This window comes from Paraburkholderia panacisoli (assembly GCF_008369935.1).
GTDB classification, from domain to species: domain Bacteria; phylum Pseudomonadota; class Gammaproteobacteria; order Burkholderiales; family Burkholderiaceae; genus Paraburkholderia; species Paraburkholderia panacisoli.
Genome location: NZ_VTUZ01000010.1, coordinates 236,650 through 248,488, shown reverse-complemented (window position 1 = coordinate 248,488; position 11,839 = coordinate 236,650). Strand labels below are relative to the sequence as shown.

The window sequence follows — 11,839 nt, the reverse complement described above, 5'->3', positions numbered from 1 at the left end:
AAGCATCTTGGCTGGATAGCAGCCGGCCTGCCACTGTACCGCCCTTTCCGATTCCATTCATAAGATGTTGGCGGCGTTGCGCGTGATTGGACAGCGCCGCAGCCAAATTGCTCCGCTCCTGTACAACCGCGCGCTCGCATCTCGCCCGCGACTCAGTAGAATCGAAGGCTTCGATACGACGTGCACCGCTAGCCGGACACCTTCTCCACCACTGTGACCACGACACTAGAACAGCTGCGGGCCGGACAACTGACGGGCTCGCGTCATCTCAAACTGGCGTGCGGCCTGCGCGAATTTCCGCGCGAGATTTTCGACCTGGCCGACACGCTGGAAGTACTCGACCTCGCGGGCAATGCCCTCACGGCACTCCCCGACGATTTGCCGCGACTGGGCAAACTGCAGATCCTCTTCGCGTCCAACAACCCGTTCACCGAGATGCCGGACGTGCTGGGCGAGTGTTCGCAATTGAGCATGGTCGGCTTCAAGTCGAACCGTATCCGTAAGGTGTCCGGCCGCGCGCTCCCACCGCAACTGCGTTGGCTGATCCTCACCGACAACGAGATCGAGACGCTGCCTGCGCAGATCGGCGACTGTTCGCAATTGCAGAAGCTGATGCTGGCAGGTAACCGGCTGCGCGCGCTGCCCGATGAACTGGCCGCCTGCTCGCGGCTCGAACTGCTGCGTCTCGCGGCGAACCGGCTCAGTGGTCTGCCGGCGTGGCTGCTGCGTCTGCCGCGGCTCGCCTGGCTCGCGTATGCCGGCAACCCGTTCAGCGAGGCGCTGGAGACGGCCGCGATGACCGATACGCCGATCGCCGGCATTCGCTGGGATGAGTTGACGCTCGAACAGTCATTGGGCGAAGGCGCTTCCGGCGTCATCTATCGCGCGCAACTCATGGGGCGCCATGAACGCGTGTTGCGTGCGGTCGCCGTCAAGCTGTTCAAGGGGGCGGTCACCAGCGACGGCTTGCCCGACTGCGAAATGGCCGCTTGCATTCGGGGCGGCGACCATGCGAACCTGATCCCGGTGACGGGAAAAGTGCAGGATCATCCGGCAGGCACGCACGGTCTCGTGATGGAACTGATCGATCCGCAATTCAGGAACCTCGCCGGTCCGCCGAGCCTCGAATCGTGCACGCGCGACATCTACGACGCCGGCACGCGCTTCGAGCTGCGCTCGGTGTTGGGTATCGCGCACGGCATTGCAGCGGCGGCGAGCCACCTGCATCAGCGAGGCGTCATGCATGGCGATCTGTATGCGCACAATATCCTGCATGGCGGCGAGGGACATGCGCTGTTGGGCGATTTCGGCGCAGCATCGTTCTATGCCGCCGACGATCCCGCTACCGGCATCGCGCTGCAGCGCCTCGAAGTCAGGGCGTATGGTTGTCTGCTCGAAGAGCTGCTCGACCGATGCGACGAGCTCGACGCACACGCGCCCATTGCGGCGATGCTCATCGAGTTGAAGGACCGTTGCCTGAGCGAAGATATCGACAGCCGGCCGCTGTTCGATGAAATCGCGGCCCGTTTGCTCGCGCTGAAGGGCGGTCGATGAACGGCACGCGTGGACCCGGGCGGGGCTGGCGGTTCGATCCGCATTCGTTCGACAGTGGAGCGGCCACTCGCGAGCCCGGCTGGAAAGGAGGGAACCGATGACGCAGAACCCGCGACGCCGCATGCTGCTTGCCGGTGCGCTGGCCGCGGCCGGCCTGGCCGGCGCGTCGCGCGTCGACGCGCAAAACGGCAAGCTGAAGATCGCACTCGTGCTGAAGTCGCTCGCTGATCCGTTCACGGTGGCGATGGTCGACGCCGCGCGCAATTATCAGCAGCATTACGCATCTCAATTCGGCTTGACGATTCGCGGAACGGTCAGGGAGAGCGACACGGCCGCGCAAATCCAGATGGTCGAGCAGATGATCAAGGCGAGGATGAATGCGATCGTCATCGCGGCGACCGACTCGAAGGCGCTGACTGCCGTGGTCGCGCGCGCGATCAAGGCCGGCATCATCATGATCGCCATTGACAATCCGCTCGACGATGCAGCCCAGGCAGCGGCCGGCATTTCCGTGCCGTTCGTCGGACCGGACAATCGCAAAGGCGCGGCCCTCGTCGGCAACTATCTCGCGGCGAAGCTCAAGCCGGGCGATGAGGTGGGGATCATCGAAGGCATTCCCGTGGACCGCAATGCAAAGCAACGCACGGCCGGCAGCCAGGATGCGATGGACGCCGCCAGCGTGAAGGTCGTCGCGATCGAGCCCGGCAACTGGGACTACGGCAAAGGGCGCGACGTTGCATCGAAGATGCTCAGCGAGCATCAGCAGATTCGCGCGCTGCTATGCGGCAACGACAACATGGCGATGGGCGCGGTCGATGCGATTCGCGACGCGGGCCGCAGCGGCGGGGTGTATGTCACCGGATACAACGCGATCGACGCCATCAAGCCGTTGCTCGCCGACGGCCGCGTGCTCGCGACGATCAATCAGTTCGCCGACAGGCAAGCGGTATTCGGCATCGACGTGGCATTGAAGGCGGTGACCGAACGCAGAAAGCAGAGAGAATTGTCGCCGGTGATTGAAACACCGCTGCAACTGGTTACGGCCGCGAATCGCTGAAATGGCGCAGTCGATGGTGCCGCTGCGAGCGGCGCGGTCGCTCCAGCAAATAGGCAGCCGTCGCCGGAGAGGGGCTACTCCGCCTTCACCTTATGAGGCTTGGTCGCCTTTTCGAGTTTGTTGTATTCGAATTCAGGCACCGACTTCAACGCTTCCTTCGTTGCGCCCGCGAGGAACAGATTGCCGTCACGAATCTCGAAGTGGTCGACCGGGATCGCCACATAGTGCTTGCCCATGCCGAGGAAGCCGCCGACCGACACCACCGCATATGTCGCCTTGCGGTCCGGCGAAATGATCACGTCATAGATGCTGCCGACCTTGTCGTTGAGGTCGTTGTAGACCGGCTCGTCGACCAGTGCGCGGCGCACGCTCCAACCCTTCAGCAGCGCATTGGTCTGCTCGACCGTACCGCCGAGCGGTTGCAGTCCGGCGACCTGGGCGAACGCGCCTGGCGACGCGCAGATGGCGGTGAGAGCGGTCGCGCAAATTAGTGCTTTGGCTTTCATCATCGGGCTCCTGGTTGACGGTCGAATAGCTGTCTCCGTACAGGCGATCCGGTAGCACGTGACATGCCCGAACTGCAAGCAGCGCTTGCTCACACGCCGGAGCCCGCGGGATATTGCTTCGAGCGGCCCAGCGCCGGCTCTTTCCGCGCGGTACGGTTGAGCAGCATGGGAATCTCGTCGAGACGCAGCAACGTCAGGTTGCCGCCGTAGACTAGCCCGGTATCGACGTTGATGACGTTCGCGCGCACCTTGGGTACGCGCATGGGCGTGTGTCCCACGACAACAGCCGCCACGCCGTCGACGCGCCCGCCGGGTTCGCGCCACGCCGACGCGACACGCGGGAACAGTTGCGCGGCGAAGCGTCGTAGCGAAGCCAGCCCCGTCGTTCGACGCGATTTCCAGCGCGAGCGGTCCCAGATCACTTTGCGGCGTATCGGCCCGTCACGGTTCTCCTGTTCGAGTGCGCGGATCATCTGCGACCAGGAGGGCAACGGCACATTGGCATGCACGATGCCGACGAGGCCATCGTCTGTTTCGATTTCGATCGCAAAGGGTAGCGCCGCCATGTAGTTCACGATGTCGTCGACCGCCTGCGCGTCGTCCGCCATATCGAGCAGCCATTCGCCGCCGTTGCAGCGAACCGCCGACGCTTTGCCGCCATGCCGATGCCAGCGCACGATGACGTCCTCGTGATTTCCGCGCACCGAGTGAATCTGGAATTGCCGCACGACGTCGAGTACGGCCGGCGATTCGACACCCCGGTCCACGAGATCGCCGACGGCGAAGAGTCTGTCGCGCGCCGGATCGTATTGGCGCAGCGCCAGTTCCTTGCGAAGTTGCGCGAAACAGCCGTGCAGATCGCCTACGACGAAGTCACGGCCGCAGGTGTTCTTTTTGAAGCGCCGCACGGGTGAGAAGGTCTGCTGCATGTTGTTACCGCCAGGAAGTTAGCGTGGGAACGACGAAAGGCTCTGTTTGCTGAGCTTCTGATTGATCGCGCCGCCGTATGTCTGGGGGCGCGTGTTGGAGTGTCGGTCGCCAATCCGCCGCGTGCAGTGTCGATTTGTAACGAGCTGTGTTGCGCGTCAATGCCTACGGTTGGCCACCTATGCGCTGTTTGGCGCGCAGTGGCCCGCGTCGTCATGCGCTGACGGCATCGCACGGTCGCGCGGCGCGGATAGCCCTGTAAGAGGCTCTTACTGTCCGTTACAAGTCGCGCGAAGTCGACGCGCGGGTCTGCGCTGACCGCATGGAGTGCTCACCCAGGCGTCACGCTCGACCGCGTCATGAAGAACGGCAAAATGATGGTTCGACACCCGCATGCGGCTTGCTACTCGCGTGACGGCGGACGGAGTTCCATCTGCTCTTCTTCATAGAGCGCATAGATCAAATCGAGCATTCGCATGCCTGGTCCGCGTAGCTCGGGCGCGGCGCGTTCGGGAAGATGATGAGCGTTTCGCTCGTCAAATCTTGCAGAGACAGCGGTCGGAACGACGCCTGTGTTATCCTTGGGTACCGTAGGGGGGTATAGTATGTCGCACTTGTCTGAAAGAAAAGACGATCTGTTGAAACGCGTACGTCGCATCGCCGGTCAGGTGCAGGCGATAGAGCGTTCGCTGGAAGCGGACGCAGACTGCGAGAAGGTTCTCCACCTGGTTGCCGCTACGCGCGGTGCCATGAACGGTCTATTGGACGAGATTGTCGAGGCGCACGCGCGGGAACATGTGGCCCATCCCGATCTAACAGCTAGTCAGCGAAGGAAGGGCGTCGATGCACTGATCGAAGCAATCCGACGCTATTCAAAGTAGGTTTTTATGAGTACTGGTTCGAAGCAAACAATTCGTGAGCATGAGCATTCATTCCTGGGCAGTTCGCACGATGAAAACGCGAGGCGGACAAGATCCGTCGTAGCGCTGACCTTCGTCATGATGGTGGCCGAGATCGTAGCCGGCTACTTGACTGGATCGATGGCCCTGCTCGCCGACGGATTCCACATGGCAACGCATGCAGGCGCGCTTGGCATTGCTGCATTCGCTTACGCTTATGCGAAGCGCAATGCTGGCAGCAGGGCATTCAGTTTCGGCACCGGAAAGGTCGGTGAGCTTGCTGGCTTTGCGTCGGCGCTGATTCTAGCGATCGTCTCGCTGGCAATAGGGATCGAGTCGGCTCTCCGACTCGTGCGTCCTACGCATGTCGAGTTCGGACAGGCGACCATCATTGCCGCGGTCGGGCTGGTTGTTAATATCGTGAGTGCCTTTCTGCTGTCCAGCGGTGATGCGGGACATGGACACCACGATCATCACCATCATCATGGCCATTCGCACGGCTCAGACAACAATCTGAGGTCCGCTTACGTGCACGTTCTCGCTGATGCGCTCACCTCGATACTTGCGATCGCGGCGCTGCTCGCTGGCCGCTATCTTGGATGGGTCTGGCTCGACCCGGTCATGGGTATCGTCGGCTCGGTCGTCATCGCCCGCTGGGCGTGGACTCTGATGCGCGATACCACTGCGGTGTTGCTCGACAAAACGGACGAGCACGTCGCAGATGAAATCCGTGAAATCTTGCAATCCCACGGTGATGCTGAAATCGCCGATCTCCATGTCTGGCAAATCGGACCGGAAGCAAGGGCCGCAATCGTAAGCGTGCGTACGCGAGGCGATGTCACGACCGATACGATTCGCGCCCGCCTCGCCCCGGTTCATGAGGTGATGCATCTGACGGTGGAAGCAGCGCTGTAGCGTATCTGCCTGAGCACCGGGTCGCCCGCGCACGAGAATTCTGCGGTCGCTCCGATCCGAAGGCGTTCTGTTAAATGAGAAGCGCGGGCGTGTGGTCCACACGCCCGCGCTTCGGTTTCATGCTGTCCAAATTGTGGAGGGCTATGCGGCGGCGGTGTTCATCGCCCGGTTCAACGACAAGCTCGAAACATGATTCGTTCTTCGTGCCGGGATCAAGCAGATGGGAGCCGGCGTTCTGAACGCCGGATACGGCGAAGCTGGCCCGCATAACGGGCCGACCGCGAGCGGGTTAGAAAATCACCGGAACGTATCGCCGTTTTCGAAAACGTGCGTGCGCTGTCCGACCTCGCTGAGATCTGTTGCGCCCGCGACATATGCGCACGCCGCCTGTGTTCGGCTGCGTCCATCCACGCGCCGATCAGCTCCAGAATGAAGGGAATCATGATGATGCTCCTCGCGATAGTTCGAGCAGGCCGGAACATCACGTCCCGGCTATCCTTGTGAGATCAGGCAGACACGGCCGTTTCGTCATTGGCCGCGCGCTGCATGACCGGCGCCAGCGCGTGGCCGATGCGTTCCCTCTGCGCAGGCGCAATCAGGCTTTCCAGCAGCTTCGAGAAGCGGGGCTGCGTGACGCCCGACACGATGTACTGCCAGCGGTATGCATCGAGCAGACCCGTCGCCACGGCAGCCTGTTCGGCCATGCTCATGTTGCGGCCCGCGTGCGCGACGAAGTATTCGGCGTCCGCCGCGGCCTGCATTTGCAGCAGGCCGTCCACGGCGGCCACCAGTTCGATCAGATCGCCGATGGCCGCGTCGCGGGCTGTGTCGCTCAATTGCGCGTCGTCCCTCAGCCATTCGAGTTCGTCGATGATCGCGTGCTGCGACTCCTCTTTCCAGTGGAACAGGAATACATCCTTGAATAGCGGTGACAGGCCCGCGTCGGGCTCGATGCTCTGTCGGTAATGGACCTGTGTGACGATCTCGATGCAACAGGTCAGCGCCAGCACGGACCAGGTCGATTTGCCAAGCACAAGTGACGCAACGTGGTCGGCCTCCGGCATGAAGCGATAACCCGCCGGCATGGCATCCGCAGCCAGCAGTTCGATACGGCGGAACAGTTCCTGATGCTTCAGTTCTTCATCCGTGAAGCGCACCACTGCTTCCAGCGCCATCTGATCTCCGAGGGCATGATCGCGGCCCACGTCGAGCATCTTCGCGCTGACGAAACGTTCGACCAGCCGGAACATGTTCGCGTACGTGCGTCCCTGGACCTGGGACATCAACAGTCGTTGCGCCGGGTTCAGGAAGGGCAGACGGTCGACTTGCGTGAGTCCGTCCGGCAGGAACTTGTGCGCGGGATCGAGATGGCGGCCGCGAATCACATCACGGTCGATATCCCACCGGATACGACGCGACAGTTCGATACATTTTGCGTAACGGACAGACGGATTTTCGTTGACGACGGCATTCATGTTGAGTCTCCGGATGGCCTCTCGATAGCGGAGGCGTTTGGGTTGTCATGCGCCAGGGCGGCGCCGGTATCGAGCGGCACGGGAGGGTTTGCTGCGTCGCCGTTCGAGAATGAATTCTCCGGATCGGCCGCCTCGCCGACATGAGGCGCCAGTCCCGGGTCGTCACCGGGACATGCATGGTTCGTGGCGTTTGTCTGGGACAGGTGTCCCGATTACACGCGTCGGGCTGAGGTCAGGCGGGCGGCGCGTCGAAGCCGGCTTTGCGGGCTAGCACGATGGCCTGCGAGCGGTTCTCGACTTCGAGCTTCGAGAAAATGCTGGTGATGTGATTGCGTACGGTCTTTTCGCTCAGACCGAGACGGGCGGCGATCTGTGCGTTGTCGCGGCCGCCCGCGATCAGGCCGACGATGTCGCGCTCGCGCGGCGTCAATGCGGCGAACGCCGGATCGACGGGCTCCGTAGTCGGCAGGAATGCGCGCAACTCGTCGCGCCAGCGCAGCCAGGCCGGTTCCGAATCGAGCAGCAGATGATTTTCGCTGTCGAGCGGCACGAAGCGCGCGCCTGGAATCAGGCTGGCGAGCAGCCGGCTTTCCTCGAACGGCACGCGCGCATCGTCGCTCGCATGCAGCACGAGCGTGGGGCACTGCACTTGTGGCAGCAGATCGACCACGTCGATCTCGTTGAAAACCCGCATGATGCGCGCGGCGTTACGCGGGGTCGTCGTCAGGCGCTCCAGTTCGTTGAACCAGTGATGCTGTTCCGGCGTGCCGCCCGGAATGAACTGCGTCGTGAAGAACTGGCGAAACGCGGGGTTTTGCTGCCCCCAGCCGAGTTCAGCGAGCTTGACGAGCGTTTCCGCTTCGTCGCGTAACCGGGGATCCGCCGAGCGCTTCAGCTTGCCACGCGCATAGCCGCCATAAAGAACGAGATGACTGACCCGTTCGGGCCACGCGACCGCATAAGCCACCGCAATCGACGCGCCTTGTGAAATGCCAAGCAACGCAAAGCGCTGCACGCCGCAGGCGTTGATCACGCTTGCCAGATCGCGCTGCCATGCGTCGAATGAAATCTCGTCAGGGTCGCGGTCGGACAATCCACAGCCGCGCTGGTCATAGCGGATCAACGTGTGCTGCCGGCATAGCTCCGCGATCACATGACTCCATACGGGACTCTTCAGATCGAATTCGAGGTGACTGAGCCAGTTCGCGGCCTTGACGATGGGCGGCCCCGTTCCGCAGGTCGCGTAGGCGATGCGCACGCCGTCGCTGCCTGTGCAAAGGCGTATCTGCTGCTTCGGATACGGCGTGGGTGCGGGCATGGCAGTGGGTAGTCAACAAACACATACAACGGCGTGCCAAACGACAAGCCGGCTGAGGTTCGACAAGGCGGAGCGCGGTCGATCGTCGTGCTTACAAATAGCTTGACATGAAACAGCATAGACGGATGAGCGGGAAATGGCCAGGCACTGAAAGATATCGCCCGCGCCGCGCTGTGCACAGGGCTTCTGGCGCGCACGGACGCGAGTACAAGAGCGTTCGACGACATCGAGTTATGCCGTGCTGGACGCCAATAGCTGACAGGAAACTTCCAGAGGCCTGCGATCACCATGCCGCGACGAGACAGTCACGGATTCGGATCGCCGAGACTGGCTGCGCGCAATCGGTCGAAATCCAGAATGGCGATTTCGCCGGACTTCAGACTCAATATGCGTTGACTTTCGAGGTTCCTGAGCAACTGATTAGTGGTTTGCCGCGACAGCGACACCATTGAAGCCAGGCTGTCTTGCGAGACCCTTATCCTGCTTTGCGAAGCGTTGAGACCGCCATAACCTCCGGCGATCATCAGCAAACGGTTGGCCACCCGCTGTGCTGCGGGCAACAGGGTCATCGCTTCGGCGTTCTCGAACGAAACCCGCAGTCTTTGCGCCATCAACAGCGCAAAATCGCGCCAATAGCGCGGCGTGGAATCGAGCAGGGCCTGCAGCGCGGGCTCGGGCACGTGCAGCAAAAGCGTCCTGCTGACGGCAGTGACGTCGTTCGGACGTGGCAGCCCGTCGAACATCGAGATTTCCCCCACCCACGCAGTCGGTCCGAGCACCGCGAGCAACGCCTCTTTCCCATCCAGTCCGACGGTGCCGATAGCGAGTGCGCCGCCCAGCACGGCGTACAGGCCATAAGACTGGTCGCCGCGCCGATACAGCATTTGGCCCCTCTCCAGCGTGAGCAGGGTGGCATGGCTCACGAGGTAGTCCCGCAACTCGACGGGCAGGCCCCGGAACCATGGGGTCGTTTCGAGTTGTGACCGGTAGCGGTGCAGGCTGGAATCCATTGGCGCATCGACCTGTCGTGTATCCGACAGATTTTAGGCGGGTTCGCGACCATCATGTGGACTTGCAACGGTCGACGCAATGACTTGTCCCTTGATGCACGCGCTGCGTCGCAGGGACCGAATAGGCGATTGCACAGGGCGTTGTCTCAGGGTATTCCATTGCTTGAATCCTCGAATAAGGAGTGTCGACGTGGCCTCATCTGTTACCAGTCTGAAGAACGACGTTTCACCTGCCGAATGGGAAGCGCGAGTCAATCTCGCGGCCACGTACCGTCTCACGGCGCTGTTCGGGTGGGACGATCTGGTGTTTACTCATATCTCGGCGCGTGTGCCCGGGCCCGAGCATCATTTCCTGATCAACCCGTACGGCATGATGTTCGACGAAATCACCGCGTCGTCGCTGGTCAAGATCGACCTCGACGGCCGCAAGATTGCCGATTCCCCGTATGACACGAATCCGGCCGGCTTCACGATTCATAGCGCAGTGCATGCGGCACGCGAAGACGCTCATTGCGTGATGCACACGCACTCGGTCAACGGCGTCGCCGTGTCGGCGCAGACGGCGGGCTTCCTGCCGCTCTCCCAGCAGTCACTTGGTGTGCTGGCGTCGCTCGGCTATCACGATTACGAGGGCATCGCACTCAATGAAGCCGAGAAGCCTCGTCTTGTTCAAGACCTCGGAACCAACACTTATCTGATGCTGCGCAACCACGGCCTGCTGACGGTCGGCGCGACGCCGGCGGACGCCTTCGTCGCAATGTACTTCTTCGAAGCGGCCTGCATGATTCAGGTGCGCGCCCTGGCAGGTGGCGGAAAACTCAATCCCATCGCACAGCCGATTCTCGACGGCATCAAGGAGCAGATCGGGCTGGTGACGAGGGGCGTCACGCCAGGGGCGCTGGTGTGGCCCGGGTTGCTGCGCCGGCTCGACCGCCTCAACCCCGGATATGCCGACTAACGCGGCCAGTCCATTCGCACCATGCTGTACGCGCGATGACAGAGGCTGAGCGAACGGCGTCAGCGATCATGGATCGCGTCTGGGATTCAACGCATCGCGGATGTAAGCGGGTAAGACACGTGAGAACCTCTATGGCAAAAATCTGTATCTACGGCGCTGGCTCGATCGGTTGCTATGTCGGCGGACGGCTCCTGGCCGGCGGTAGCGACGTCAGTTTCATTGGGCGTGCACGCATGGCCGACCAGTTGCGCAGTCACGGCATTACGCTGTCGCGGCACGACGATAGCCGCTGGCATGTGCCCCCGGAGCTCATCGACGTGTCGACGGACGCCGCCAGCGCCGCCGCCGCCGACCTCGTGCTGGTAACCGTCAAGTCTGCCGCGACACGTGCGGCCGCGGCAGAATTGGCCAGCGTGCTTCGCCCTGGCACGATTGTTCTGAGCTTGCAGAACGGCGTTGGCAACGCGGACGTGTTGCGTGTCGCGCTGCCACAGAACATCGTGCTGGAGGGGATGGTGCCATTCAATGTCGTCGAACGTGGCCCGGGGGCATTCCATCAAGGTTCAGCGGGCGAGCTGGAGGTCAGACATACGCCGGCGATGCAGCCGTTCGTCGACGCATTCAGGCAAGCGGGTCTGCCGCTGATCCAGCACGTCGATATGTTGCCGGTGCAGTGGGCCAAGCTGTTGCTCAACCTCAACAATGCCATCAACGCGTTAGCGAACCGGCCATTAAAGGAGGAGCTATCGCAACGCGCCTACCGGCTCTGTCTCGGCATGGCGCAGAAAGAAGCGCTCGCGCTTCTGAAGCGGGCCGGCATACGGCCAGCCAGAGTGACGCCGTTGCCGGCCACGTGGATACCGCATGTTCTCAGCGTGCCCGATGCGTTGTTCGAAAGGCTGGGACGCACGATGCTGACGATCGATCCACTGGCGCGCTCGTCGATGTCCGACGACCTGGCGGCGGGGCGCGCCACGGAAGTCAGCTGGATCAACGGCGAGGTCGTGCGTCTCGCCCAACGCCTTGGGCAAACGGCACCGGTAAATGAGCGGCTTTGTGAACTCGTGCGGGAAGCCGAACTCGCCGACGTGCGCCCTTTATGGTCAGGCGAAGCACTGCTGGCCGAGATGCAGGCAGCGGCGAACGCCGCTTTGGCACTGCACCGCACGGTCTGAACGCCGGCGCACGCGCCGCCGTTCTTTAACGTCCGCCCTCGATGC

General features: G+C 62.2%; 11 protein-coding genes. 6 read left to right on the top strand and 5 right to left on the bottom strand.

The window, feature by feature from the left end; genetic code table 11:
* Positions 1 to 213: 213 nt before the first annotated feature.
* Together FVF58_RS17545 and FVF58_RS17540 are read left to right on the top strand one after the other, a co-directional pair.
* On the top strand, positions 214 to 1,554 hold the full coding sequence (locus FVF58_RS17545; protein WP_149671133.1) for a leucine-rich repeat-containing protein kinase family protein: 1,341 nt from the start codon (positions 214 to 216) through the stop codon (positions 1,552 to 1,554).
* 97 nt (positions 1,555 to 1,651) lie between these two features.
* A complete protein-coding gene (locus tag FVF58_RS17540; protein WP_149671132.1) occupies positions 1,652 to 2,611 on the top strand; it encodes a substrate-binding domain-containing protein in 960 nt (319 codons plus the stop codon).
* Between the two features lie 74 nt (positions 2,612 to 2,685).
* Here the strand turns inward: FVF58_RS17540 and FVF58_RS17535 are convergent, their stop codons facing one another.
* Together FVF58_RS17535 and FVF58_RS17530 are read right to left on the bottom strand one after the other, a co-directional pair.
* Entirely contained in the window at positions 2,686 to 3,117 is a 432-nt protein-coding gene (locus FVF58_RS17535) for a PRC-barrel domain-containing protein (protein ID WP_149671131.1), read from the bottom strand.
* A gap of 89 nt (positions 3,118 to 3,206) precedes the next feature.
* Complete coding sequence (locus FVF58_RS17530) at positions 3,207 to 4,046, bottom strand: metallophosphoesterase (protein WP_149671130.1); 840 nt, start codon at positions 4,044 to 4,046, stop codon at positions 3,207 to 3,209.
* Between the two features lie 603 nt (positions 4,047 to 4,649).
* On the opposite strand from FVF58_RS17530, the gene FVF58_RS17525 reads away from it, so the two are divergent.
* Both FVF58_RS17525 and dmeF read left to right on the top strand, forming a co-directional pair.
* The gene (locus FVF58_RS17525; protein WP_149671129.1) at positions 4,650 to 4,925 is read left to right on the top strand and encodes a metal/formaldehyde-sensitive transcriptional repressor; all 276 of its coding nucleotides are present in this window, start codon (positions 4,650 to 4,652) and stop codon (positions 4,923 to 4,925) included.
* 6 nt (positions 4,926 to 4,931) lie between these two features.
* Positions 4,932 to 5,858: a CDF family Co(II)/Ni(II) efflux transporter DmeF gene (gene dmeF, locus FVF58_RS17520; RefSeq protein WP_149671128.1), complete on the top strand. Its 927-nt coding sequence runs from the start codon at positions 4,932 to 4,934 to the stop codon at positions 5,856 to 5,858.
* A 506-nt stretch (positions 5,859 to 6,364) separates the two neighbouring features.
* Here dmeF and FVF58_RS17515 read toward each other — a convergent pair.
* The 3 genes from FVF58_RS17515 to FVF58_RS17505 all read right to left on the bottom strand — a co-directional run bounded on the left by FVF58_RS17515 (position 6,365) and on the right by FVF58_RS17505 (position 9,661).
* On the bottom strand, positions 6,365 to 7,333 hold the full coding sequence (locus tag FVF58_RS17515) for a hypothetical protein (RefSeq protein WP_149671127.1): 969 nt from the start codon (positions 7,331 to 7,333) through the stop codon (positions 6,365 to 6,367).
* 232 nt (positions 7,334 to 7,565) lie between these two features.
* The gene (locus FVF58_RS17510) at positions 7,566 to 8,651 is read right to left on the bottom strand and encodes an alpha/beta fold hydrolase (RefSeq protein ID WP_149671126.1); all 1,086 of its coding nucleotides are present in this window, start codon (positions 8,649 to 8,651) and stop codon (positions 7,566 to 7,568) included.
* A 305-nt stretch (positions 8,652 to 8,956) separates the two neighbouring features.
* Positions 8,957 to 9,661: a Crp/Fnr family transcriptional regulator gene (locus FVF58_RS17505; RefSeq protein WP_149671125.1), complete on the bottom strand. Its 705-nt coding sequence runs from the start codon at positions 9,659 to 9,661 to the stop codon at positions 8,957 to 8,959.
* Between the two features lie 190 nt (positions 9,662 to 9,851).
* Here FVF58_RS17505 and FVF58_RS17500 point away from each other — a divergent pair, with 190 nt between their 5' ends.
* Together FVF58_RS17500 and FVF58_RS17495 are read left to right on the top strand one after the other, a co-directional pair.
* Positions 9,852 to 10,619: a class II aldolase/adducin family protein gene (locus FVF58_RS17500; protein ID WP_149671124.1), complete on the top strand. Its 768-nt coding sequence runs from the start codon at positions 9,852 to 9,854 to the stop codon at positions 10,617 to 10,619.
* A 131-nt stretch (positions 10,620 to 10,750) separates the two neighbouring features.
* Positions 10,751 to 11,794, top strand: a complete 1,044-nt coding sequence (locus tag FVF58_RS17495; protein WP_149671123.1) for a 2-dehydropantoate 2-reductase — start codon at positions 10,751 to 10,753, stop codon at positions 11,792 to 11,794.
* Positions 11,795 to 11,839 lie beyond the last annotated feature (45 nt).

Excerpts from the sequence above, each read along its gene's own strand:
- FVF58_RS17535 (WP_149671131.1), bottom strand. The coding sequence starts at position 3,117 with ATGAAAGCCAAAGCACTAATTTGCGCGACCGCTCTCACCGCCATCTGC.
- dmeF (WP_149671128.1), top strand. The coding sequence starts at position 4,932 with ATGAGTACTGGTTCGAAGCAAACAATTCGTGAGCATGAGCATTCATTC.
- FVF58_RS17510 (WP_149671126.1), bottom strand. The coding sequence starts at position 8,651 with ATGCCCGCACCCACGCCGTATCCGAAGCAGCAGATACGCCTTTGCACA.
- FVF58_RS17505 (WP_149671125.1), bottom strand. The coding sequence starts at position 9,661 with ATGGATTCCAGCCTGCACCGCTACCGGTCACAACTCGAAACGACCCCA.
- FVF58_RS17540 (WP_149671132.1), top strand. The coding sequence starts at position 1,652 with ATGACGCAGAACCCGCGACGCCGCATGCTGCTTGCCGGTGCGCTGGCC.
- FVF58_RS17530 (WP_149671130.1), bottom strand. The coding sequence starts at position 4,046 with ATGCAGCAGACCTTCTCACCCGTGCGGCGCTTCAAAAAGAACACCTGC.
- FVF58_RS17515 (WP_149671127.1), bottom strand. The coding sequence starts at position 7,333 with ATGAATGCCGTCGTCAACGAAAATCCGTCTGTCCGTTACGCAAAATGT.
- FVF58_RS17495 (WP_149671123.1), top strand. The coding sequence starts at position 10,751 with ATGGCAAAAATCTGTATCTACGGCGCTGGCTCGATCGGTTGCTATGTC.
- FVF58_RS17525 (WP_149671129.1), top strand. The coding sequence starts at position 4,650 with ATGTCGCACTTGTCTGAAAGAAAAGACGATCTGTTGAAACGCGTACGT.